The organism is Gardnerella nova (genome assembly GCF_049244055.1).
Lineage (GTDB): Bacteria > Actinomycetota > Actinomycetes > Actinomycetales > Bifidobacteriaceae > Bifidobacterium > Bifidobacterium vaginale_H.
In genome coordinates this window covers 1,521,046-1,546,529 of record NZ_CP058369.1, presented here as the reverse complement: position 1 = coordinate 1,546,529, position 25,484 = coordinate 1,521,046, and the positions used below count along the sequence as shown (strand labels likewise).

Sequence of the window (25,484 nt, the reverse complement as noted above, 5' to 3'; positions counted from 1 at the left end):
CCTAGTCACCACTCAATATCCGCAATTGACGCAGGATGCTCCTGCACGGTTTCGCTCACTACTTTGCCCGAACGGAATCGCACCACTTTATGCGCCATCGGTGCGATTGCTGCATTGTGCGTAATAATGAGTACTGTCATACCTTCCGTGCGGCAAATATCTTGCAAAAGTTGCAACACAGCCTTACCAGTTTCGTAATCCAAAGCACCCGTAGGTTCGTCGCACAGCAGCAGCTTCGGTTTCTTTGCTAACGCACGCGCAATAGACACGCGCTGCTGCTCGCCGCCGGAAAGTTGCGCCGGAAAATTGTGAAGACGATCTTTCAAACCAACATCTGCAAGCGTTTGCGCCGGATCAAAATGGTCTGCACAAATCTGAGAAGCCAACTCAACGTTTTCTAAAGCTGTTAAATTTGGCACGAGATTATAAAACTGAAAAACGAAACCAATATCTTCGCGACGGTAACGAACTAGGCCCTTCCCCTTCAGCTTACTCACGTCACAATCTCCCACTACCACACGGCCACTTGTGGCAGTGTCCATGCCGCCGAGGATATTTAACGCCGTAGTTTTTCCAGCGCCCGAAGCTCCTAAAATAACCGTAAGCTGGCCACGTTCCGCGGTAAAACTGGCATCGTCTAGCGCACGCACAACTTCCGAACCGGAAGGATACTCTTTTACTACGTGATCAAATGTTATATATGCCACCATGCACCTTCGCTACTTTTTTACGTAATTTAGTATTACTTAATTTATTTATTACTTAATTTATTTATTACTTTTATTCGTCACTTAACTTGTTGCTACTTAACTTTTCGCTATTTGCAATTTACTACTTAATTTTATTCGTTACTTAAGTAGCGACACTCCCCTGCGAGCCATACAGTACGCATTGCCTAGCCAAGTGTGACGAGAATTTGGCCAAACTGCACCCAAACGTGGAGCATTCTGACTCATCCAAATGCTAGGAACGCGCCCGTCAGCACTCTGAGAGCCGAGAAGATTGAAGCCGTTCTTGTTCTGCAACCAATCAGTATGCTGAGTCACTACCGCTAAGCCTTCTTCCAAAGTCAACGGCAAACGCTCGTCGGAATCAATAAGCTTACGAGCTACGTCCGGCTCACGATTCAAATACGAGCCTCCAGCATGCGGGTCAACAACCAAGTAAAACGGGCCTTCTGGAGGTTCAAAACCATCTTGTGGAAGAAAACTCGCTATATCTCGCGGAGGCATAGTGGTAAAACCAGCCATACGATCAATACTCGTGCGCGCAATCAAAGATTCAGGCGACACTAATTCGCGCGTAGGAACCAGCACAATATTAGTTCCCAAATCGCTCCGTTCAAGCGCGCGCAACAGCGGACGCGCAAGCGCACGAAAAGCATCAGCGCTCATATCCGCCACATCCGGATACCCGAGCGCTACAATGCGATCAAGTTGTCGCCGAATTTCTTCCGATGCTATTGACATACTTCCAGTTTACGCAAAAAATCTTACAATTGCGAGCGCTACAATACGTAATAAATCGGCAAAATCAGCCAGCAAAATGTCGCTTTTTGGCTATAATTTCCGCCAACTGAACAGCGTTTAGCGCAGCACCCTTACGCAAATTATCGTTAGCAATAAACATTGCCAAACCGCGCTTAGCTTCCACAGCCTGGTCTTGACGAATACGACCTACGTAACTTGCAGATTTACCAGCAGCAAGCTGCGGAGTAGGAATATCATCAAGCGCCACTCCTGCAGCATTGCGCAATACGTCACGAGCCATATTTGGTGTAACATCGCGCTCAAACTCGGCATTAACACTCATACCATGGCCAGTAAAAACGCCCACGCGCACGCACGTGCAAGACGCTGCAAGATTTGGCAAGTGCAAAATTTTACGACTTTCGTTACGCAGCTTCTGCTCTTCGTCAGTTTCTTCGGAACCATCATCTACAAGCGAACCAATAAACGGTACCGCATTAAAAGCAATCGTGCGCACAACTTTAGTAGGCTCTGGAAAATCAATAGCACTACCATCAAACACCAGCTTATCCGCACCCTGATCTAGCGCCGCCTTAGCTTCGTTCATAAGTTGCAAAGCACCAGCGCGGCCCGCACCCGAAACAGCCTGATAAGAGGACACAATAAGACGCTTCAAACCAAAAGCGTCAGCGAGTGGCTTCAATACTGGCATGCAAGCCATCGTAGTGCAATTAGGATTGGCAACGATTCCGCTTGGAATATTGTCTAAATCTTCCGGATTTACTTCCGCAACCACCAGCGGCACGTCGTCGTGCATACGCCATTGCGAAGAATTGTCTACTACAATTGCGCCAGCTTCAGCAAATTTTGGCGCCCAAATTTTTGAGGTTCCGCCGCCGGCAGAAAAAATAGCGATATCAATCCCGCTTAAATCCGCTTTTTCAACGTCTTCCACAACCACGTCTTTGCCACGATATTGCAAAACTGTACCCGCAGAATGAGCAGAAGCCATAAAACGCAAGTTACGAACTGGAAAATCGCGCTCGTCAAGCACACGGCGCATTACCATACCAACCTGGCCCGTAGCTCCTAAAATCGCCACGTTCACGCCAGTTTCATTGATAATCGTCATTTTATTTCTCCCTTGGTAAGTACCTTAATAAGTAACTTGATAAGTACCTTAATATGTGCCTTAATAAATATTAGGCAAATAATTTAGGCGAATTTAGCGGCCGCTTCCCCCATAAACAACGGCTTCAATTTGATTTGCGTCCAAACCGTAAGCCGTATGCAACGCGCGAACCGCCTCGTCGAGCTGATCAACCGGGACCAAAGCAGCAATACGAATTTCAGAAGTAGAAATCATTAGCGTATTAATACCATGCTCACTTAATGCAGTGAAGAACGTTGCAGCCAAACCAGAATGCGTTTTCATACCGACGCCCACAACTGCAACCTTGCCAACCGTAGGATCAACATCCATAGAAGTGAACTTCAACTCGTCGCGAGCAGCTTCAAGAACACTACGCACCGCTTCAGTCGACGAGCTAGGTGCAGTAATGGAAATATCCGCAGTACCGGTAGACGCACTTGCTTGAGCAATCATATCTATATTTGCATTAGCTTTTGCGAGAGTAGTGAACACTTTCGCAGCCATTCCAGGTATGTCGGGAATTCCACGAACTGTAATCATGGATTCGCTGCGGTCGTGCGCAACACCCGAAATAATAGGCGTTTCAGCTCCTAAATCCGGGAACAAATCACCCATGGTAGAACGAATATCCTGATTTACCATTATTACCGCCCTTAATTTCTACTTGCTAACTATATCTACTCGCTAACTATATGTAACGAATTTACCAACTTATTTACCGACTATACTTGCTTATCTACTAATACTTAAAATTAACTCAAATTAGGTAAACTATGCGGATCTACGTCACGCGGAACAATAAGCGTACCGTTCCTGCGCGAAAACGAACTACGCACATGCAACGGCATGCCAAAACGCTGAGCATACTCTACGCAACGCAACGCAAGCACACGAGAACCACAAGACGACATTTCCAGCATCGAATCATAATCAATAACCGGAATACGCTTAGCCGTAGGCACAATACGCGGGTCCGCAGTGAAAACGCCGTCAACATCCGTATAAATTTCGCAAACGTCCGCACCTAACGCAACCGCGAGCGCTACTGCTGACGTATCGGAACCACCACGGCCCAAAGTAGTATCGTCACCGATTTCGCTAATACCCTGGAATCCAGCCACAATTGCCACGCTCCCCTTGCTTAAAGCAAGACGAACGCGATCCGGCTTAACAGCGCGAATATGCGCCGCACCAAATTTCGTATCCGTCATAAAACCAGCTTGCGAACCGGTGAAAGAATAAGCGTGCGAACCTTGAGCATGAATCGCCATAGCAAGCAAACTCATGGAGATTCGCTCGCCAGCGGTCATGAGCATGTCCATTTCACGAGCCGGCGGATGCGCATTAACGCTCATAGCTTGGTCGATTAAATCGTCGGTAGTGTCGCCCATTGCCGAAACCACAACCGCGACATCATTGCCCGCTGCTTTTGTAGCAAGAATTCGCTTAGCAACACGCTGTATGGCATCGGTATCAGCTACAGAAGAGCCACCATATTTCTGTACGATAAGCGCCAATTTTTACCCCTTAAAGCTCATGTTGTTGCAAACAAACTCACAGAAAGTGTGCAAAATCTTCGGTTTTGTTATTAGCGTACCAACCATGCTCTATTTATTAGGTTTTATTAGGTTTTATTACGTTTCCAAACCATTGCGTTGAAGCGCTACACAGATTGGCGGCCAGTAAACGCGCGTCCAAGTGTTATTTCATCCGCATATTCCAAATCTCCACCAACCGGCAAACCGCTCGCCAAGCGCGTTACTTTAATCCCAAGAGGATCAAGCAAACGAGCCAAGTAGGTAACCGTCGCCTCACCTTCAATATTAGGATCGAGAGCGAGAATAATTTCTTTTACTTGCGGATTTTTGAGACGCTCAAGTAGTTGCGTAATTGCCAAATCCCCCGGTCCGACGTTCGCCATTGGGTTTATAGCGCCTCCAAGAACATGGTAAACACCGGTGTACTCGTGAGTGCGCTCAATACTCATAATGTCTTTAGGTTCTTCAACGACACAAATTTTGCTATGATCTCGACGCGGATCGGCACATACTTTACATGGGCTTTGTTCGCACACGTTGCCGCAAATATCGCAAAATCGCACACTTTCTTTCATATTATTAATAGCCTCAATTAAAGATTGAGCCTCTGCGTCAGGTGCAGAAAGTATGTAAAAAGCGATGCGCTGAGCACCTTTAGGGCCAATTCCCGGGAGTTTGGCGAATGCGTCAATGAGCCGACCGATAGCCCCATCATACGACGATGCGTTGTGCACAGTTCACTACTCCTCTTGTTTTTTCTTTGCATTGTTGCTTGCATTTTTTGGATTTTTAGGATCCGTAGCAGCAAATTCTTCAACGGTTTTCACTTCAAACATTTGCTTAAGATCATCTACGCTTACCGAGTTAGACGCTTCAAGTGAGGCATCGTCCATAGAACATTCGTCAGCAGACGCTCCATTTTTAGGCGTAGTTGGCGCAACTATTGGAGCGTCAGGTAAATTTTGCGAGCGCTGAGGCGCCGAAGACGATTGCGCACGAACGTAACCTTGGTTTTGTGCAGGTGCTTGGTTTTGTGCAGGTGCTTGGGTTTGTTGTTCCTGAGGCGTATTCACTTGCGTTTGACGCTGAACAGGCACAGCCATAACGTCAGCAATTGGCGTAGAAGACATGTCCGCCCAAGCGTCATCGTCAACACTAAGCTCAGCTTCCGCAGTGTTGTCGGATACTACTGATGCTGCGGAGCCATCAGCTGCGTGAAAATCCGAAGAATCCTTTTCGTTTTGACTTTCTTCAGTTTGACTTTCTTCAGTTTGACTTTCCTTAGCTTGTGTTTCCTTAGCTTGGGTTTCCTTAGCTTGTGTTTCTTTAGCCTGGGCTTCTTTAGCCTGAGCTTTTTCATCCCCGCCGCTATCGGAAGCTGTCTTCCCGCCAAAACCAGCAGTTATGCCGGTTTTACGAAGCAAAATATCACGCTTTACCTGGGCCAACTTTTGCGGATCCATACGCGCAACCGACTCCACCGCTTCACCATTTGCCGCCATAGGAGCTGGAGCAATCATGACGTTGGCTCCAAATATTTCGCGCACAACATTCATAACCACCTTCGGCACTTTTTGGCCGTCGTACGGCGCAGTCGTACACACAGCGAGCGCAAAAGCATGCTGGCTCATTGGCTCGTTAAAAGTAAGCACCAAACGCTGACGGCCCGCCTGAGGATCACTAAGCTGCACTGTTGGCACGTGCTGTCTCGTTACGTATTCGCGCGAATCTTCCGGAAGCTTTGCTACTACAGCATCCCACATTTCGTCAACACTACGCGCCGGTTGAGCAGGTTGAACAGGTTGAACAGGTTCAGGAGAACTTTCCGATACGTTATGTTGCGTAAGCTGCTCTGCAGGAACTTGCGCAACCGTTGCCGAAGAATTCGTTACTACTGGGGACGTTGGCTCAGTACGGCTAGTAGTTTGGTTGCGTTGAGAGCCAATAAAATGACTTCCTCTAGTAGCAGGCGCGCTTGCTTGCTTATTTTCAGCATGATTATGTTGAGTAGATTGGCTACTAACAAAACGATCGCCACTAACTGCAACTTTAGTTTCAGCGTCAGCGAGAAGTCGAGCCATCAAAATTTCCAAATTCATGCGCGGAGAAGAAGCGGCAGCCATGCCACTTAAAGCGGCATTAATAGTTTGAGCCATACTAGCCAAATCAGGTAACGTAAGTTTAGTGGCCTGCTTTTGTAACGATTCCAGATCTTCAGGAGCTATATCGTTAAGAAGTTCCAAAGCTGCCTGTTGCCCAGCAGACACCATAAGCAGCAAATCTCGCACCCGCCCAAGCAAATCTTCCACAAACTTGCGCGTATCGTAACCACCAACTACTACGCGACGCACTACGTCGTATAAAACAGCACCATTGTACTCAATAAGCGCATCAATAGCTTCACCAATTAACGCACTTGGAGTGAAACCAAGCAAAGCAACGGCAGAATCTAACGAAATAGCGCCATCAATCGCACCAACCATAAGCTGATCGAGTACCGAAAGTGTGTCTCTCACCGAACCTGAGCCAGCACGCATCGCAAGACGCAGCACGCCGGGAGCAGGAACGATATTTTCTTTCTTGCAGACATCTTCAAGATACGGTCCCATCACTTCCGGAGGAACCAAACGGAACGGATAATGATGAGTGCGCGAACGAATGGTACCAATCACTTTATCCGGTTCAGTCGTAGCAAAAATAAACATCACATGCTCAGGAGGCTCTTCCACAATTTTTAACAATGCGTTAAAACCTTGAGGCGTTACCATGTGTGCTTCGTCGAGAATAAAAATCTTATAGCGGTCACGAGCTGGAGCAAAACCAGCACGTTCGCGCAATTCGCGAGCATCATCAACACCGTTGTGACTCGCCGCGTCGATTTCTACCACATCAATAGAACCAGCCCCACCAGTAGCTAAATCCTTACAACTCTGGCATTGACCGCACGGGTGTGAAGTTGGCCCCTTTTCACAGTTGATACAACGCGCCAAAATGCGAGCGGAACTCGTCTTGCCACAGCCGCGAGGACCCGAAAACAAGTACGCGTGAGTAATCTTGCCTTGATCCAATGCTCTCGACAAAGGTATAGTAACCTGATCCTGCCCAATAACACCATCAAACGTGTCAGGACGATACCTACGATACAGTGCAAGTGCCATGATTTTAACCTACCGCTACCTAACTATTTCCCCAATACATCTTATTTCAGATTAGCAGCAACTGCCACCCGTCATTCGCGTTTATATCACGTCAACATCGCGCAACGATAATACTGAACGTTACTTTTCGCACGCTTCCAACCCGGCACGTGCAGCAGCAGATACGCTTTTTGCAAAAGGAATATTCAAAGCTACTTCAACTCGAACCGTAACTTCGTCGCGAGTCTCCGAACACGATTGAACAGTAGCTTTACTTGCAGTAACAGTGCGAGAAGCCGCTTCACAAGCGTGAGTTTCCATACGCTGTAGTACGGAAGCCCCAGATAGCGCCGCCGCCGTAGCAATTTCATGGGCTTGATGTTTTGCGCTTAAAACATGTCCAAGCACAGCCAAGAAAACGAGCATCGAGCAGACTGTAACCACCAGCAGAATACCAAGGGCTGTGCCGGAGCCACAGTCCACTCGCTTGCCTTGCTTATGCGCACAATGTATTGCATGTTGTATGCAGTGTACCTGTCGTTTCATGCCAGAACCTGATTTACATGACTTTCTACCATAGTGGGCAGTATATGAAGAGGATCCGGAATAAGAGGACATTTCACCACAATATTTACCGTATTTCCACCGCGACTAATCTGCACCGAAGCACCCGGACCAGCAATCTGCTCAACAATACTTGAAGCGGCACTATCATTACGATGAGTCACCATATAGTAGGCCACCTGCATTGCAGCATCGTGACAATTCATAGTACATATCACTGCTCGGCCAAGGCCGAGTAGCGCTAGCGTAATCACTACTGCACAAGGTAGTACTACAGCAAATTCAGCAGTTACCGTTCCACAATCTCGCGAAATAATCTTACGAAATATACGTCTCTGCAATATATTTTTCAGCATCATAAGCTCATTTCATTTACCTAACACATCACTTAATTAGCCAACTTTCAAAGCTTTTTTCACTAATTCAGATAATGTGTTACGCACTTCGTCTGATTTCAAAAGCAGAAACAAAAGTGTGGCAAAACCTGTAGCAGCAATCAGCACCACAGCATATTCTGCAGTAACCGCTCCAGCATCTTCACACTGCAGCTTTTTAGCATACTGCGTACCTTTTTCCCGCAAATTTTTTTCTACTACTGTTAATTGTTCATCAACCCACATCATCGATGTAGCACATCGGACTGCAAGTGTTTGAATCATCCCAACCATGGAAATTTACCTTTCCCTTCAAATATCCGAACTTTTCGGATATCAACATTGTGACAGTTTATTTCTCAGCCCCCAAGCAAAAATAAGCAATGTGGATAAAAGCTTCCCAACCCAAACAATGGCTATTTTGCAAGAAAATATGACTCGTAACTACACATTTCACAAAAGCTGCAACTCGCACGCATCATCTACGCATTTAATGCATCATCGACGCCACAGTCGGCACAATACCAATACATATAAAAGCCGGCAGAAAACACAATCCCACTGGGAGCAACAATCGCACCGATAACCGTGAAGTTTCTTTTCTCGCAACATTCGCCATAGTCTGTTCATAATGTTGAGATAGCGCAATCAGCACCGACACTGGAGAAGATCCCAAACACCATGCTTCGCGCAACGTTGATTGAAGCCAGCTGGCAAGCGTAACAGAAGCACCAGGTTTGTGATCACTCGCCAAAGGAGAATAGGGGGGAGACCATGCCTCACGCCAAGTATCACCGGCAATAAGCGCATGCGAAACATTACACATCCACATTCCCTTGCCGCCAGGAAGCGCATCACCAACAGCCTGTAACGCTCGAGGAATCGCAACACCACTTTTAAGCGCAACGATAATCATGTGTAAACCAAGCAAAGGATCGATATCTTCCACGGTACTAACTCGCCATTCGTATTTCACAGCTATGCGATTAGCAAGCATCTCAGATCGCTCATCTAATGCGCGCGAACTTAGTCTCATATTGCACAGCTGCCATACCATTACCATGCCGATTGGTATCGCAATCCACAATTGCCACATATTTCAAGCACCCCCTCAATTAATCATTTTGTGAATTTAATTTCTGTATTAACTTTCGTATTGACTTCTCATCGCAGCACAATCCATAGCATGACGCGACATACGCAACATAGAACGTACCCAAACCAAGCCCAAACCGTAACAAACAGAACCAACGGCAAGCAGCACCCAACCTTGAGCTGTAGTCACCAGTAAAGCGAGAGGATTTCCTCCAAGCAGCTGACCAGCCAATAACGCTAACAGAGGCAACGCCGTAAGTAGTTTTATAGTGGCTTCAGGCATCGCAGCAACTTCAGATTGCAAATCTTCCCCACGTTTTTTCGCATGATATGAAGCAGCAGTTGCTGCCACACATTCCGACATAGCACACCCCAGCGTGTTGCTCAGTTCATAAGCAGCCGCAATATTTTCAGCAACCTGGCGAATATGCTCTTCAAGATTTCTCCGTTTACGAGACGACATATTATTCGCCGACTGTAAACAACGAGACGCAAGCCAAGCATAGATAAGATCCACATTCACAACCACATGATTCGAGCCACTTCGTCGAGCCGCAGCATCGTTGCAAATAATATTCTCAAAAGTCGAACCGGCTTTAAGGGAAGCGACAAGAGACGCAAGTGCTTCTTCAATATCCATAGTTCACCTCACCTATACTGTGCCTATACTGCACTTACACTGCACTTACGAAATAATCACGAATCATGCTACACATATTCCGCAAGTTGACACTCACCCACCGTCGCATGGCGAACAGTAGTAATATCTTCCGGAATCTGCCACTTCTTAGCAAAATCAGCCCACGCCATCGTCACATTTATAGCAACGCCCCCACGCGAATCACGATTAAGCTGTAATACAGGAATGCCTTGTAAAGCAGAGCCACCCGACAATGATTGCAATACACCAATCTCACGAATCATACGCTCGCCATCGTTAGCACGCTCAACGTGAATAACAACATCAAACGCCCCAGCTGCCAACGCGCACAATGCCTGAGGTTCCAATTTTGCAAGCAACCCTAAAGCCATAAGTCTTGCAGGAACTTTCTCCACCTGATCCGCATGAAGCGTCGTCATACCACCTTTATGTCCGGAAGTAAAAACGCGAAGTAAATCCGCAATTTCTTCTCCTCGACATTCGCCCAAAATAATACGATCCGGGCGCATTCTCAACGTTGCTTTTACTAATTGAGAAAGCCCAATTTCGCCTGCTCCCTCAACATTCGCCTCGCGAACGCTGAGCGACACATGATTTGCCGTAAGTTCTCCCAACTCACGCGTTTCTTCCACAGAAACAATACGATCATCCTTATTGGCATCCGCAAGCAAAGCCTTCATCAACGTAGTTTTACCCGAACCAGTACTTCCCGTAATAACAATATTGGCTCTTAACCGCACGAGTGAGCTCAGCACAGCAATAAGTTCCTGAGGAAACATGCCTTGGTTGCTTAAAGCTAGCAAATCGTAATGCTGCGGTGACGGAAATCGAATAGAAAGAGCAGCCCCTTGCGCAACTACCGGAGCAAGCACAGCATGAATACGAATGCCCGAATTGCTTGAAGCATCCGCAATAGGGCACGCATCATCCAGCCTTTTACCAACCTGCGCACACAACCACACTGCGTATTCTCGCAATAATGCAGGGTTTTTTAACGGCACTCGCATAGCACGTTCGCGCAAACCTTTGCCATAATCCACCCACACTCGACCCCTCTCGCTCACTACTATATCGGTAACACGCTTGTCGCTAGCAAATTCTTGCAATATACCAAAATCCAAATCCCGAACAACTTGTTCACGCATACTTGCCTCCCCTATATTGAGAAGTGTTACGTTGCGAGCGCCTAGCATGAGCTTGGGCACCATTTTTCGACATACGTCTATATTGAGAACGACCGTTATATTGAGAACGACCGTATCGAGCAGACGAATTGCTCGCATGCGTCATAGCATTATCCAAAAGCCAACGTTCTAACTGTTTTATTGTTGATTCCATAGATGAAGGCACATTGCGAATACCGTAGCCACCTATCATATCCGTGTACAGACGAGAAACGTGCGGAAGTGCACCAAGTAGTGGAGTTGACAAATATTGTGCAGCCTCATCGACATCCAACACGTACGCTCGCTGAGTTAATCCGCGAGGAGCAAGCCCCAGCATTGTAAAAACGCCGGCGAACACGTCACTGCCATACGTATCACGCAACGTCTTCATGTACGCACGGAAACGGGCTAAATCAAGTACCGACAACTCAACAGCAGCTACCGTGGCAGCACGAACAAGCTGCGGAATCGCCTGATACGTTTGTTTCGCAGAATCCCCAGCACCAATATCCACTACAACTACATCGTAAACTTCAGCAAGCGCACGAATAGCCGCTTCAACAACCCAAGGATCCGGCTTCACACCTTGCCATGGCGCAAAAGCGAGTACATCAACCCCACTCCAGTGGATTAACTCGTTGCTCAACACATAACCATCGCAACGCCCCAGCGGGGCTTCCACCTCTTGCAGACGTCTGCCCTCATCATCTTCCAATCCCAGCAGTACGTCTAAACCGCCATGCGCCAAATCAGCGTCAATAAGAGCAACTCGATAACCTGCATCGCTTATATGGCGCGCAAGAAGAGCAAGCGAAGTGCTAAGACCAATGCCATCCGTAGCAGCAGTTCCCACCACAATATTCGACGGCAACGGCTGCAATGATTCGTCTGACAGCTCAGTCGTTTCGGAACGTTCGTTCGACGACGTAGCACTAGCGGGTGAAACAGTTGTCATAATGGTGCAATCATCCAACACACCAGATTCTTTGCGTGAGATAGATTCATGCAAAGTAGCTGCTTCAGACAGTGCGTTACGTTCGCCACACGCACTAGTTGAAGGCGAATACGCATACCGTTGCCTCAGTTGCGCGTCGCTTACGTAAGTACCTGCGTAAGTACTTGCGTAAGCACTAGCGCAACTGCCAATACGACTATCGGCACTATTTTCCGCATAAACAAATTTATTATTCGTATTCATACTCATGCGCCTATTGAAACGCACGAAGCGGCAAGTGCGCAAGGTTACGCAACCATTGTGGTTAAAAGCTTAAGAAACGTTGGAAATTCAACAAAAACTTATCCACATAACGCGTTTGCAAAGCATAACGCATATCACGCATTTTGTAACACAAGATCACTATGTGTCTGCATATATCGTTCCAGCAACTCACCATAAATTGGTTTCGTATGCAACATATCCGACACAAGCAGCGCAATAAAAGCAGAAGCCGCAACAGGCAACGTGTGAATCATTGTTCCAGACATTTCCACAGTGAGCAGAATAGAAGTCAACGGCGCCTTCACAGAAGCCGACAGCGTGCCAGCCATTACGCATACCGCAAACACAGACACAAACCTAGCGTCGACGCCAAAAACAGGAATACTTGTAATACTCCGCGCTGCCACTCCACCTGCAAGCGCACCTACGGCAAGAATCGGCATAAAAATACCACCCGGAGCACCACAACCGAAACTCGTTGAAGTAAAAAGCATTTTTGCAACGAACAGCAAGCACAGCATAACTATACTTATTTTTCCATATTCCGAAAGTCGCACAAGATTAGCACCACCACCAAGCACTTCCGGCAAGAACAAACCCACAGGTATCGCAATTAAACAAGCAACAACAACAGGCATCCACTTAGGCAAATAACCATACAAAGTTTGCAAACCAAGAAGCGAACGGTTCATTAAAGAACCTACAAAACCAGCAAAAATACCCAAAGGAATCAGCCAAAAATGCAAAGTCATAGGCAAATCTGGAATCTGCCCAAAATCAAGCACAGGACGCAACCCAAAACAAGTTTGAGAAACAAAATCAGCAAAAAGAGAAGCCACGGCAGCACCCATCAAAACCGTAAAAGATATGCCATGCTGAACTTCTTCCAACGCAAACATAACACCAGAAAGTGGCGCAGAAAATGCTGCAGAAAGCCCAGCCGCAGCTCCAGCAGTTACCACATAATGCTCTTGAATATCGTTACGCTTACCCTTGCGGAATATTCTAGACAACATTTGCGCGCCGCAAGCACCAATCTGAATCGACGGGCCTTCACGTCCAAGAGACAATCCAAACAAAGAACCAAGCAAACCCGCAACGAATCGAACCGGCAAAATAGTATGCCAACGCATATTCAATCCGCGATTAACATAGCCAACAACTTGCGGAATGCCACTTCCGGAAGCCATGCTTTCTTTAAGACTCATCCAACCAATAACAAGCCCAAAAATAACAGCAAAAACCAGGCATGCTACAAGCCACCACATATTGTGCCAAACCTGCAAATACAACCAGCGCGCAAAATCTGTGCCACATTCAATACCAAGCCTGTAAAGTGCAACAAGAGAACCAGAAACTATGCCAACAAATATGCCAGAAATTATTACTTTCCAACGAAGCTGAGCTAAAGCACCACGCACTCGCGCAACTAATCCACGCACAACATTAACCATATCCCTATTTTTCCAATACTAAACCAACGAAAGTAGCAAAATTTGAGAGCCAACATAGCCAACCGAAGCAGACAAAAATGGCGCAATCAGCTCCGCAACAAGTAGGAAAAGACCCTCTTTTATACGCTTGGATTGAATAAGATGCACACCTTCAAAAATAGCGGTGGAAAAAGTTGAAAATCCGCCCAAAAAACCCAAAATCATCAAATAAACAAAATTAGCGCCAAAAATTGTTACCGTAACCATGAAAACATTAGATACAACGCCTAAAACAAACGAAGCTAAGCAATTAATAAACAAAGTCGCAACAGGAACTTCACTGACGTGTGAAGTGGAAATTTTTTTAGTCATCGCGCATCTTAAAACAGCGCCTAAACCGCCAAAAAAGCAAGGCAACACAAACATAATGAAAATGTATAAAGAATTCATCACTTCACCACCTTCGTACTAGTTTCTGCAACAGCTTGCTCTCGTTTTCCGTTAATATGCTTCGCAATTCCTGAGCCAATCCAATTGCCAACAAACGCCATAACAACGCCAAAAATCAGAGAAAAAATCATACCTACAATAGCAAACGTCGCGCGCGGAGCCATAAAAGATACCGCACCTTCAAATGCAAAAGTAGACATCGTTGACAATCCGCCACAAAACCCCGTTCCTAGCGCATATTTGTACAAAATTTGCTTTTCTTGAGATAGCGCTTTAACCGATATTGCAGTGACGAGAGCGAAAATGAAGCACGCAATCATATTGGACAAAAATGTACCTAAAGTAAGCTGCCCGAATATAGAAGATTGCTTGTCTACTGAACTAATTACGTGTGTGCAGGAAGAAATTACTCCACGTACAAACGCTCCGCACGTGCCGCCAATAAAAACTAACAAATATAAGCGGCGGTTATTTTGTCGGTTTTTTTCGCCTATTTTACTCATTTTCGCCCTTTTCAAAACTCTCGCTATAAACCAAAACGACACCTCGCAAAGAAGTGTCGTTTCGATACGTTATCTCACCAAAATTATGCCGCCTACATATCAACTATGTCAGTCAATTAACGAATGTCAGCCAATTAACGAATGAACGCTAATAATATGATCGCGCTGAGGACCAGTGCCGATGGCAGAAATACGGCAGTGAGAAAGCTCTTCCAAACGTTTCACGTAACTTTGCGTATTTTGAGGCAAATCTTCAAACTTGTGAATTTGCGAAATATCCTCGCTCCAGCCTGGCAACATTTCGTACACTGGTTTTGCGGAAGAAAATAGCGCTTGATCTACTGGCATTTCTTCCACGCGCTGAACTGTACCGTCCGGCGAAGTTACGTCATAGGCGACGCAAACAGGCACTTCTTTCAAACCGGTAAGTACGTCAAGTTTCGTAAGCACAATATCCGTCAAACCGTTCACTCGCGTAGCATAACGGCTTACTACGGAATCAAACCAACCGCAACGACGAGGACGGCCTGTTGTTACGCCATATTCGTGACCTTGCTCACGCAACCAATCACCCTGCTCATCCAAAAGCTCAGTTGGGAATGGACCCTCACCAACACGAGTAATATACGCTTTTGCAACGCCAATTACGCGATTAATGCGCGTAGGTCCTACACCGGTACCCGTGCAAGCGCCGCCCGCAGTAGGATTAGAGGAAGTGACGAACGGGTAAGTACCGTGATCGACGTCGAGCATAGTTGCTTGGCCGCCTTCGAACAATACGGTTTTGCCTTCATCCATTGCCTTATTCAAGACTAACGACGTGTCTGCAACGTAAGGCTTCAAGCGCTTACCAAGTTCTACAAGCTGAGCAGTGACATCGTCAATATCAATCGGATGCTGGTTATACAACTTCACTAGCATCTGGTTCTTTTGGTGCAAGCTAGCCTCAACCTTATCGCGCAAATGTTCAGCATTAAACAAATCGTGCACACGAATACCAACACGGTTAATTTTATCTGCGTAAGTAGGTCCAATACCGCGACCAGTAGTACCAATCTTATGCTTTCCGAGGAAACGCTCGGTAACTTTATCGATTACGCGATGATAAGGGGTAATAACGTGTGCAGCCTCACTTACCAACAAGCGCGAGCAATCGACACCGCGAGATTCCAAAGTGTCAATCTCCTCAAAAAGAACTTCAGGATCGACAACTACACCGTTGCCAATAATAGGAGTTACATTAGGGCTAATCACGCCGCTAGGAAGCAGATGTAATGCGTAGGACTTATCGCCAACCACTACAGTATGTCCAGCATTATTACCGCCATTAAAACGCGCGACAATATCGACCTTTGAGCCAATTAAATCTGTTGCTTTTCCTTTACCTTCGTCACCCCATTGAGCGCCGATAAGCACAATTCCAGGCATGCCGCACCTCCATTTTTGGGCTAACGCCGCCCAAATAAGCACAATTCCTACCTGACCAGACTATCGCTAAGCCCCTACCGAATACGCAACAAAGAAAACATAAAACGTTAAAAAATATTATTTCAACGCTTTACCGGCAGATCCTAACTGCACACACGCCTCTACTACACGCTGAGCCATAGCTTTTTCGGCTTCACGACCCCAAGATCGAGGATCATACAGCTTCTTTTCTCCAACTTCGCCGTCAATTTTCAAAACTGCATCATAATTACGGAATATATGCCCAGCAATTGCACGCGTAAAAGCATATTGCGTATCCGTGTCAATATTCATTTTCACTACGCCGTAACGTACAGCTTCCGCAATATCTTCAGGTTCCGAACCCGAACCACCATGGAATACGAGCAAAAATGGCTTCTGAGACGCACCAAAAGAACGCGTATCACAAATAGACTGGTACCGCTTGTACACCTCTTGTTGAATCTCTTGAAGCAATTGCGGACGCAACCTCACCACTCCAGGCTTATACGCTCCATGAACGTTGCCAAAAGTAAACGCAGCCATATATCGACCACGCTCGCCTAAGCCCAATCTTTCCACAACTTGCATAGCGTCTTCAGGAGTAGAATACAGGCGTTCGTCAATATCCGCACGATGACCATCTTCTTCGCCACCAACTACGCCAATTTCAATCTCAAGAATAGTGCGCGCCCGCTGCGAAGCCTCAAGTAATTCTTGAGCAATATCCAAATTATGTTTCAGATTCACGGTAGAACCGTCCCACATATGCGATTGGAACAGCGGTTCCTCACCCCTTTTTACTTGCGCAGCCTCATGAGCAAGCAACGGACGCATCCAATCATCCAAGTAAGGCTCAGCGCAGTGATCCGTATGCAAGGCAACAGTAATATTCGGGTATTGTGCAGCAACTTCGTGCGCAAACTGAGCAAAAGCAATCGAGCCTACTACACGATTATTCACTGATTGACCGGAAAAATATGCTGACCCGCCAACTGACACTTGAATAATGCCATCGGACTCAGCTTCAGCGAAACCTTGCAACGTTGCATTAAGAGTTTGTGTGCTGGTAACATTAATAGCAGGATATGCGTAGCCGCCACGACTTGCTGAATCAAGCATGTGCGCATAACGTTCAACTGTTGCGATACTCATATTTTTATTATCCGCCTTCGTAAGCCACCTAGTTATATAACTACACAAAAACATTACATATACACTACGTATGTTAACTGCGAATAGTTACTTCGCTGGCGCGATTTGAAAAGTTACGTCACTAAATCGTTACGATACTATGCCATTGCGTTATTGCGATATTACGCCACAATCCTAGTTATAAGTTATAACTACCCTAGTTATAACTTCAGGACTGCATTTGTTGGTGACGTTTCTTGGCTTCCGTAACCACAAATTCGTGATATTTTAAAGCAAGAGACGGATCCAAACCAGCCGCATCTGCGAGTTTTAGCAAGCGCTGCACTTGCTGCTCTTCACGCTTCATATCCGCAGGCGCAAAACCAGCCTCAGCTTTAATCTCGCCGACACGCTGAGTAATCTTAAAACGTTCAGCTAACAGCGCAATCACAGCGTTGTCAATATTATCAATCGATTGACGCAGCACAGAAATCTTCTCTGCAGCATCATTGCAACAAACAGAAGAAGAACCGTGTGCGTCAATCGTCGTATCAGCAAAATTACGCATAGTTAAATCGTAGAAAATCTTCTAATCGAAATACGTTTGCAAAACCATAGTAGTTTCGGTGCTAACAGGTACAATACGATGAATCGTATTAATAAGCTCCTCCAACTTGCTAGGAGTTGCAACACGCACGACCAGCATGAAGCTCGGACTACCAGTAATCGAGTAGCACGCCTCAATGCCTGGAATATCTCGCAATTTATTAGGAATCGTTGCTTCCTGACCGAAATCAAGCGGCGTAACAGACACAAATGCACTCACCGGCAAACCACGACGCTCATAATCAATAAGAGCTCGATACCCGGTAATAACACCTTTGCGCTCAAGCTTTTGAACGCGCGATTGTACAGCGGAAACCGATAAACCTGAAGCTTTTGCCAAACGCGTCAACGTCGCTCGACCATCATGTTCAAGAATATCTACGATAACGGCATCAGTCGAATCCATAACCATAGCGTTATTTTCAACTTTATGAGGAGTTTCTGTCATGAGTCCTCCATTCTCCCACCGACGCAAAATTGAGATCCTCTTCTTGCGCCACCTTGCAGCCACCTTTATGTTACCGTATTTTTTACAGAAAAAGAACAGGATTATGTAAAAAAGTTACACCAACTTGAAAAAGTATATATTAAAAGCATTAACTTTGTGTTTCAATTTCGTTATTTTTCCACCATTACTGAAAATATGTACTATATTATTAAAAAACTTAGGAAAAACTATAACTTTATCGAAAAGTTTTATAAAAATAAAAAATTAAACTTTTCTTAGCAAGCAACTTGCATATAACGAAACAATAATCACAAAAATACAGGAGGACTTAACGATGGCAACAGTGGCAAAACACGCAACTGAAATACCCCGCTCCGGCATTCGAGACGTATTTGACCGCGTAGAACAAATACCAGACGCTATTTCTCTGTGCTTAGGTGAACCAGGCGAAACCGCATCGGCTCACATTGTTGAAGCAGCTTGCGCATCTTTACAAGCAGGAAAAACAAAATATACAGACGTGCTAGGCATACCAGAATTTCGTAAAGCCGCAATTGATTACACCAGTCGCGTAAAAGGCTTGCACTACGACGCAAACACGGAAATTCAAGCAGTCGACGGCGCTACTATCGGCTTATACCTGGCAATTAAGGCAGTAGTTGACCCAGGCGACGAAGTTATTATCCCTTCACCATACTTTACTTCTTACGACGCTGAAGTATTGATGTGCGACGCAACTCCAGTAACGGTTGCGCTTAAGCCCGAGCATGGTATGCACGTGAACGCCGAGGAAATTCGCAAAGCAATAACTCCTCGCACTCGCGCTATCATCATCAACTCTCCAGGAAATCCAACGGGCGCTGTTACCAGTGCTGAAGAACTCGCAGAAATTGCAAAACTTTGCCACGAATTTGATTTGTGGGTTATTTCTGACGAAGTTTACCACCCGTTTGTTTTTGCCAGCAGTCCTGAAACTGAACCCGTTGGCGATGCCATAGCACCTTCTATTGCCGCAGCCGACGGCATGAAAGATCGCACTATTATTGTGGAAAGTTTGTCAAAAACATACGCAATGACTGGATGGAGAATAGGCTATATACTTGCGCCAAGTCATGTTATTGAGCAGACAAGTAAAATTGCGGAAATGATGCATTCCTCCGTAAATTCCACTGCTCAGTACGGCGCAGTGGCAGCACTTACAGGACCGCAAGATCATGTGCGAGCAATGAGGGAAGAGTATCGCAAGAAACGACGCTTAGTTATGGAAGGCTTGGCAGATTGCGACGCTTTGCAGATGGTGGAACCTCAGGGAGCGTTCTACGCTTTTGTTGACGTACGTCCAACAGGTTTAAGTTCCCAAGAATTTAGTAGGAAACTTCTTGAAGAAGCAAAGGTTGCTGTAGTTCCAGGTGAAGCGTTTGGCGCAGAAGGAAGCGGTTTTGTGCGACTTTCGTATGCTGGAAAAGAGGAAGACCTTCGAGAAGGCGTAGCGCGTATGCGTGCGTTTGCTGTAGCGCAAAGGGATGCATGCGCGTAAAAAAAAAACGAACGTTACGTTAGAGGTAACGTCTAAAAATAACATCTAAAATAACGTTTAAAAGTATGTCGCTGAACGTATATCTAAGTGTATATACGGCAACGAAATAAATTAAAAGCCCTTCTCAATGTTGATATTCAACTTGGTTTTCAACATCAAGAAGGGCTTTGCTGTATGTATTTACAAGTATTACAGCACGATTGCAAACTTACGCAACTGTTGGCGCAGAAGTACCAGTAGTTCCGTTAGTCTGTTGCGTAATAGCCGCCAAAAAATCGCGATTTGACGCAGTTTTCTTCAAACGCGGAATCAAAGTCTGATAAGCCTGTTCTGGCTCGAGACCGCCAAAGAGACGACGCAAACGATAAATAACTGGCAAATCTGCAGTAGGCGTAATCAACTCTTCGCGGCGCGTACCCGAAGCGTTAATATCAACAGCAGGGAACAATCGCTTATCCGCCAAATCACGGCTCAAACGCAACTCCATATTGCCGGTACCCTTAAACTCTTCAAAGATAACCTCATCCATCTTCGAACCAGTTTCCACCAAAGCGGAAGAAATAATAGTCAAAGAGCCACCGTTTTCAATATTGCGTGCAGCACCAAAGAACTTCTTTGGCGGATACAACGCTTGGGCGTCAACACCACCAGAAAGAATACGGCCTGAAGCAGGAGCAGCAATATTGTAGGCACGTGCCAAACGCGTCATAGAATCAAGCAGCAACACAACATCCTGGCCGAGTTCCACCAAACGCTTAGCGCGCTCAATAGCCAGCTCAGCAACTGTAGTGTGATCCGTTGCAGGGCGATCAAAAGTAGAAGAAATAACCTCACCTTGAACCGTACGTTCCATATCGGTTACTTCTTCCGGACGTTCATCCACAAGTACCACCATCAAATGAACTTCAGGATTGTTGGTAGTGATAGCGTTAGCAATATTCTGCAACGTGATAGTCTTACCGGCCTTAGGTGGGGAAACAATCAAACCACGCTGACCCTTACCAATAGGAGCAATCAAATCTATTACGCGACCAAGCATACGATTAGCAGTAGTTTCCTGCTGAAGTCGCTCATTAGGATACAACGGCGTAAGCTTAGCAAATTGCGGACGTTGCTGCGATTCTTCCACGCTCATGCCGTTAATACTCTCAATAGACTGCAATGGAACAAACTTTTGTCGCTGATTACGACGATCACCATCACGAGGAGCGCGAATGTAGCCTTGTACAGCATCTCCCTTGCGCAGACCATACTTTTTAATTTGGCTCATAGATACGTACACATCGTTTGGCCCTGGCAAATAGCCAGAAGTGCGCACAAACGCGTACGATTCCAACACGTCAACAATGCCGGCAACTGGAACTGATTCCTCTTGAGGCTCATCACGATGAGAGTCGCGAATGTCACGCTCGTCGCGACCATCGCGACTATCACGATCGAGACGAGAAGCACGGTCAAGACGATCTGCACGACGATCATCACGGTCGTCCCTATCGTCGCGATCTGCACGATCCATGCGATCTAAACGATCGGCTCGATCAGCTCGATCAGCTCGATCGCCATAATCTGAACGCGTATCGTCATAATCGCGGCTACGACCACGCAAACGACGCTGGAAACGGTCTGAACGATTACCTTGATCATCACGATCGAAATCACGAGCACCACCACGGGCGCGACGATCGTCAGAACGACCTTCTTCACCCGGCAATGTTGCCAAAATTTGGTCTAAATCACGAGAATCTGCACTGTCTGAACGCATACCGCGACCATTATCTCGCTCATCCATTGCGCGACGACGCTGGAACCCAGTATTACGACTATCATCATGGCGACGATTCTTAGCACGAGAATCTGAATCATCACGATAATGACGCTCGGAGGAAGCATCCGGAATCAAATCTTCTAACGCTGCTACTTCGCTAGTATCATCCAACGATTCAACGTATTCGGTATTAGTACGAACGTCTGTCTTATTAGCACTCATATTGTTGCGAGGTATGCGAACACTCACACCTGCAGGCGCTTCTCCCCCATTGCGCGCTGCATTAAGTGTAGCCAACAACTCAGGCTTGCGCATGGTAGACGTGCCACGCAAACCCATTTGCTTCGCAAGATCTTTCAACTCTGAGAGCTTCATTTTTTCAAGATTTTGGCTTGTTGCCACAATTTTGCCTTTCCTTAACTCACACGGAATAGACTACCGGTAAGCCTTTGTATGGAAGATTACGGAAAAATCCGTCACGAACCTGCTATCAATACATAATCATGCACATGACAGCAAACAGTATGTATGCTACTACAGCTCTGCGACGCCGTACAACTCGACGCGCCATAATTCACCATTATTTTACTAATTAAAACAACTCCACCGACGCAACTTCACCTTCAAAACTGTTTCGTAACCAAATAAAAAGCTCAAGTCAAATAAAGAATAACTAAATAAACGCGAGTACAAGCGCTACTATACAAGAAACGCCAATAACGGTGAGTCGAAGTTCACTATTATTGGCGTTACTTTACAAACATACGCACCTGACGTTCAACACTAATCAAGTGCGAAAACTACTTACTTCTTTTCGTGATAAGACTTTTCAGTATTCACCGACCAGACGTTTTCCTTAGAAGACGCTCCAGTGCGAATATCCTTCACAGCCTCAATTGCCGTCGCCATAGAATGGTCTTGGTTATTATAACGATGCTGACCATTTCGACCAACGCAATACAAATTACCAAAACCATCCAAGTACTTAATAAGTTCAGGCATCTGAGCATACGTATCAAAGTAAGCTGGGTAAGCCTTTGGCACACGCTCACGATGAGAATCGAGCACGTCTTCTTCACCGTTAATAACCTGCATGCGCGTCAACTCTTCAATAGCAGACTTACGAGCTTCTTCATCGCTCATATTCCAGAAGTCGTCGCCTTCCTCGCAGAAGTATTCAAGACCAATCCAAACCGTGTTGTCGACATCCTTAACAAGATACGGACTCCAGTTATTAAAGATTTGCAAACGACCAACCTTATAGCCAGGATCCTGCACATAAATCCAGCAATCTGGCACGATCGGCGGGTTACCAAGCGTTGGAATAGTAGTAGTATTACGCAAACGCATACGCTTAACTAACAAACCAACCGTCACAAAGTCGCGATACGGCAAGCCCTTTGCAACTCGCTGCATTTCAGACGGAACCTCTGCCTTTGCATCTCCAGCAGCACCCTGTTCAAGAGCGGCAACCAAATCTTTAATAGGCATAGAAGAAATAAACTGATCCGCATGCAACTCAGAACGTTCACCGTTTGTGTCTTCAATGGTAACGCTCGAAATCTTACCGTCAGCCTGCTTAATTGCCACAACTTTAGCATCCGTTAAGACATGAGCACCCTGCTCGCGGCAGCGGCGTTCAACAGTCTCCCACAATTGCCCTGGACCAAGCTTTGGGTACCAGAATTCCTCGATAAGAGAAGTTTCAACTTCTTTCTTAGCGCCATTCTTCTTTGGCATCAACTTAGAGAATGCGTTTTTCAACACTTCTACAATGCTTAAGCCTTTAACGCGCTGAGCACCCCAATCCGCAGAAATCTGGCTTGGATGCCTACCCCAAAGCTTCTCAGTATAACCTTCGAAGAACATGGAATACAGCTTCTTACCAAAGCGATTAATGTAGAAGTTCTCAAGATTAGTTTCTGGAAGCTTATGAATCATTGACCACAAGTAACTAAAACCAACCTTCATGGTCAGTATAAAGCCCATAGAACGCAAGGTTGCAGCCGAAAGAGAAATTGGATAATCAAAGAAATGATGATTCCAGAAGATACGCGAAACGCGATGGCGCTTCAACATCACTTCATCCTCAACCTCAGGGTCAGGACCCCCAGCTTCCAGATCGTGGTGACGACCAAGCTTCTTATCGTCATACGACGGCGCACCCTGCAACGGCAACATATCTCGCCACCACTGCATAATGCGATCGTCTTTCGAGAAGAAACGGTGACCACCAATATCCATACGATTACCGTTGTACTTCACAGTGCGTGAAATACCACCAAATTCGCGCGTAGCTTCGAGCACCGTTACGTCATAACGCTCAGAGCCGCCATCTTTAACGAGTTCCCAAGCTGCCGTCAACCCTGCCGGCCCGCCGCCGATAATTACCACAGACTCCTTTGGAGATTGTGTATCCGTCACTTGTCCTCCATACCTTAATAGATCAATTTTTACAAAACACCTTTACGCGCCCTGCAAAATTTCTATATATCTTTATCGAGCATACGCGTATCACGCGATAGATTCAGGAATATCAATGTCAGTTTTCTGAACTTCCTCAACATTAACATCCTTAAAAGTTACGATGCGCACATTTTTTACAAAACGAGAAGGACGATACACGTCCCACACCCACGCGTCAGTAAGTTGCACGTCAAAATACACATCTTGGCCTGCAGAACGAACGTTAAAATCAACCTTGTTTGCTAAATAAAAACGACGCTCTGTCTCTACCACGTATGTAAACAATTTAATTACATCGCGATATTCTTTGTATAACGCAAGTTCAGCATCGGTTTCATAGTTATCAAGATCTTCTGCGCTCATTGCTTCCCTTCCGTATCGCGCTTACGGCCGCGTCCTATGATACGCCACCAAGCTCGTTTTGACGAAGCTTCTTCAGTATTGTTATTATACGGCCACGTTGCATCAACAGTATCTTGCTGTATCGGTATCGCTACAGAATGTTCGTGCGCACTCAACGCTTCAACAACTCCAGGATTATCCTCAATAACGTGCAATCCAAACGCATCAAGCGAACGAATAGCATCATACTCGTCAACAAGCGTATCCATAACAACAAAATCTTGATACTTCTGCTGGTCATCATCCCATAAAGCGTCGCGGGCGGTACCAGTTTTCATAAAACCAAGCGACTGATATACGGAAAGCGAACGCGCATTAGTCGCTGGGACACCAACCCAAATGCGGTGTAGACCAAGCCCGGTAGGAGCCGAGGCAAAACCGTATGTCATTACGCGAGGCATAGCGTCGCGAGAATAGCCACGGCCACGATAATCTTTACCAAGCACTACCTGAATTCTTGCAGAACGAGACCATCCGTCAATGTCAATGAGGAAAATCATGCCAATAATGGCACCAGAAGTATTCTTAACATCATCTAAAACGTCAGGAACAATAGCCCAAGCAATCGTAGGACGAGACTGTGCGTCACCTGCAAAACGGCACAATTCCGACGGCTTCTCTTCCGGGAAACCACCATGAGACCATTGAACTGAACGCTCAACCCAAGCGTGAACTACGGCACGTTCCGCTTGCACATCTTTACCAGTAATCAACGAAGCGCCTTCAAACGCACACAACTCATCCATGCGTCGCAAATCGTCGTATGTTGCTGGACGAAGATGCGCCATCTCTCCTCGGATTGGAGGAATTACTATAGCTTTTGGTAACTCGCGAACGTTGTTAATACCGTCATTGGTTTGTTGCATACTCACCTACTTGTATCACGATTCTGAATATATATGATACCAGAAAGAAGAA

Annotated in this window: 26 protein-coding genes; 1 reads left to right on the top strand and 25 read right to left on the bottom strand. The window is 46.1% G+C overall.

Features of this window, described 5'->3' with window-relative positions; genetic code table 11:
* Window positions 1-5 precede the first annotated feature (5 nt).
* The 21 genes from HXT56_RS06080 to HXT56_RS05980 all read right to left on the bottom strand — a co-directional run bounded on the left by HXT56_RS06080 (window position 6) and on the right by HXT56_RS05980 (window position 18,396).
* Entirely contained in the window at window positions 6-707 is a 702-nt protein-coding gene (locus tag HXT56_RS06080; protein ID WP_116712283.1) for an ABC transporter ATP-binding protein, read from the bottom strand.
* Window positions 708-848: 141 nt separating this feature from the next.
* Window positions 849-1,469 (bottom strand): DUF5701 family protein, encoded by a 621-nt coding sequence (locus HXT56_RS06075; protein ID WP_116712152.1) that lies wholly within the window; start codon window positions 1,467-1,469, stop codon window positions 849-851.
* Between the two features lie 64 nt (window positions 1,470-1,533).
* Entirely contained in the window at window positions 1,534-2,601 is a 1,068-nt protein-coding gene (locus tag HXT56_RS06070; RefSeq protein WP_116712151.1) for an aspartate-semialdehyde dehydrogenase, read from the bottom strand.
* Between the two features lie 93 nt (window positions 2,602-2,694).
* A complete protein-coding gene (locus HXT56_RS06065; RefSeq protein WP_116712150.1) occupies window positions 2,695-3,264 on the bottom strand; it encodes an ACT domain-containing protein in 570 nt (189 codons plus the stop codon).
* Window positions 3,265-3,374: 110 nt separating this feature from the next.
* A complete protein-coding gene (locus HXT56_RS06060; protein WP_116712149.1) occupies window positions 3,375-4,139 on the bottom strand; it encodes an aspartate kinase in 765 nt (254 codons plus the stop codon).
* 146 nt (window positions 4,140-4,285) lie between these two features.
* Window positions 4,286-4,894 (bottom strand): recombination mediator RecR, encoded by a 609-nt coding sequence (gene recR, locus HXT56_RS06055; protein WP_116712148.1) that lies wholly within the window; start codon window positions 4,892-4,894, stop codon window positions 4,286-4,288.
* A 6-nt stretch (window positions 4,895-4,900) separates the two neighbouring features.
* The gene (gene dnaX / locus HXT56_RS06050) at window positions 4,901-7,318 is read right to left on the bottom strand and encodes a DNA polymerase III subunit gamma/tau (protein ID WP_421778040.1); all 2,418 of its coding nucleotides are present in this window, start codon (window positions 7,316-7,318) and stop codon (window positions 4,901-4,903) included.
* 120 nt (window positions 7,319-7,438) lie between these two features.
* Entirely contained in the window at window positions 7,439-7,843 is a 405-nt protein-coding gene (locus HXT56_RS06045; protein WP_116712146.1) for an Rv3654c family TadE-like protein, read from the bottom strand.
* Window positions 7,840-8,217, bottom strand: coding sequence for a TadE/TadG family type IV pilus assembly protein (locus HXT56_RS06040; protein WP_421778039.1), 378 nt, complete (start codon window positions 8,215-8,217; stop codon window positions 7,840-7,842). The genes HXT56_RS06045 and HXT56_RS06040 overlap by 4 nt, the downstream gene beginning before the upstream one ends.
* Before the next feature lie 36 nt (window positions 8,218-8,253).
* The gene (locus HXT56_RS06035) at window positions 8,254-8,529 is read right to left on the bottom strand and encodes a DUF4244 domain-containing protein (RefSeq protein WP_421778038.1); all 276 of its coding nucleotides are present in this window, start codon (window positions 8,527-8,529) and stop codon (window positions 8,254-8,256) included.
* A gap of 196 nt (window positions 8,530-8,725) precedes the next feature.
* The gene (locus HXT56_RS06030; protein ID WP_421778037.1) at window positions 8,726-9,331 is read right to left on the bottom strand and encodes a type II secretion system F family protein; all 606 of its coding nucleotides are present in this window, start codon (window positions 9,329-9,331) and stop codon (window positions 8,726-8,728) included.
* A 48-nt stretch (window positions 9,332-9,379) separates the two neighbouring features.
* Window positions 9,380-9,970 carry a pilus assembly protein TadB gene (locus tag HXT56_RS06025; RefSeq protein ID WP_421778036.1) on the bottom strand — a complete coding sequence of 197 codons (591 nt, stop codon included), beginning with the start codon at window positions 9,968-9,970 and terminating at the stop codon, window positions 9,380-9,382.
* 68 nt (window positions 9,971-10,038) lie between these two features.
* Complete coding sequence (locus HXT56_RS06020) at window positions 10,039-11,136, bottom strand: CpaF family protein (RefSeq protein ID WP_421778035.1); 1,098 nt, start codon at window positions 11,134-11,136, stop codon at window positions 10,039-10,041.
* Entirely contained in the window at window positions 11,129-12,355 is a 1,227-nt protein-coding gene (locus HXT56_RS06015; protein ID WP_421778034.1) for an ATPase, read from the bottom strand. Before HXT56_RS06015 ends, HXT56_RS06020 begins: the two co-directional genes overlap by 8 nt.
* A gap of 134 nt (window positions 12,356-12,489) precedes the next feature.
* The gene (locus HXT56_RS06010; RefSeq protein WP_421778033.1) at window positions 12,490-13,830 is read right to left on the bottom strand and encodes a ClC family H(+)/Cl(-) exchange transporter; all 1,341 of its coding nucleotides are present in this window, start codon (window positions 13,828-13,830) and stop codon (window positions 12,490-12,492) included.
* Window positions 13,831-13,848: 18 nt separating this feature from the next.
* Window positions 13,849-14,259 carry a fluoride efflux transporter FluC gene (locus tag HXT56_RS06005; protein ID WP_116712139.1) on the bottom strand — a complete coding sequence of 137 codons (411 nt, stop codon included), beginning with the start codon at window positions 14,257-14,259 and terminating at the stop codon, window positions 13,849-13,851.
* On the bottom strand, window positions 14,259-14,762 hold the full coding sequence (locus HXT56_RS06000) for a fluoride efflux transporter FluC (RefSeq protein ID WP_116712138.1): 504 nt from the start codon (window positions 14,760-14,762) through the stop codon (window positions 14,259-14,261). Before HXT56_RS06000 ends, HXT56_RS06005 begins: the two co-directional genes overlap by 1 nt.
* Before the next feature lie 126 nt (window positions 14,763-14,888).
* Window positions 14,889-16,190, bottom strand: a complete 1,302-nt coding sequence (locus HXT56_RS05995) for an adenylosuccinate synthase (RefSeq protein WP_421778032.1) — start codon at window positions 16,188-16,190, stop codon at window positions 14,889-14,891.
* Between the two features lie 117 nt (window positions 16,191-16,307).
* A complete protein-coding gene (gene fbaA, locus HXT56_RS05990) occupies window positions 16,308-17,363 on the bottom strand; it encodes a class II fructose-bisphosphate aldolase (RefSeq protein WP_421778031.1) in 1,056 nt (351 codons plus the stop codon).
* A 208-nt stretch (window positions 17,364-17,571) separates the two neighbouring features.
* Window positions 17,572-17,910, bottom strand: a complete 339-nt coding sequence (locus HXT56_RS05985; protein ID WP_116712135.1) for a chorismate mutase — start codon at window positions 17,908-17,910, stop codon at window positions 17,572-17,574.
* Between the two features lie 21 nt (window positions 17,911-17,931).
* Window positions 17,932-18,396 carry an Lrp/AsnC family transcriptional regulator gene (locus HXT56_RS05980; protein WP_116712134.1) on the bottom strand — a complete coding sequence of 155 codons (465 nt, stop codon included), beginning with the start codon at window positions 18,394-18,396 and terminating at the stop codon, window positions 17,932-17,934.
* A gap of 334 nt (window positions 18,397-18,730) precedes the next feature.
* Between HXT56_RS05980 and HXT56_RS05975 the strand changes: the two genes are divergently transcribed.
* A complete protein-coding gene (locus HXT56_RS05975; RefSeq protein ID WP_421778030.1) occupies window positions 18,731-19,933 on the top strand; it encodes a pyridoxal phosphate-dependent aminotransferase in 1,203 nt (400 codons plus the stop codon).
* A 208-nt stretch (window positions 19,934-20,141) separates the two neighbouring features.
* Here HXT56_RS05975 and rho read toward each other — a convergent pair whose 3' ends face one another.
* The 4 genes from rho to HXT56_RS05955 all read right to left on the bottom strand — a co-directional run bounded on the left by rho (window position 20,142) and on the right by HXT56_RS05955 (window position 25,432).
* A complete protein-coding gene (rho, locus tag HXT56_RS05970; RefSeq protein ID WP_421778029.1) occupies window positions 20,142-22,100 on the bottom strand; it encodes a transcription termination factor Rho in 1,959 nt (652 codons plus the stop codon).
* 402 nt (window positions 22,101-22,502) lie between these two features.
* Window positions 22,503-24,122 (bottom strand): NAD(P)/FAD-dependent oxidoreductase, encoded by a 1,620-nt coding sequence (locus tag HXT56_RS05965; RefSeq protein ID WP_116712131.1) that lies wholly within the window; start codon window positions 24,120-24,122, stop codon window positions 22,503-22,505.
* A 90-nt stretch (window positions 24,123-24,212) separates the two neighbouring features.
* Window positions 24,213-24,527, bottom strand: a complete 315-nt coding sequence (locus HXT56_RS05960) for a DUF2469 domain-containing protein (protein ID WP_004105898.1) — start codon at window positions 24,525-24,527, stop codon at window positions 24,213-24,215.
* Entirely contained in the window at window positions 24,524-25,432 is a 909-nt protein-coding gene (locus HXT56_RS05955) for a GNAT family N-acetyltransferase (protein WP_421778028.1), read from the bottom strand. The genes HXT56_RS05960 and HXT56_RS05955 overlap by 4 nt, the downstream gene beginning before the upstream one ends.
* Between the last annotated feature and the right edge of the window lie 52 nt (window positions 25,433-25,484).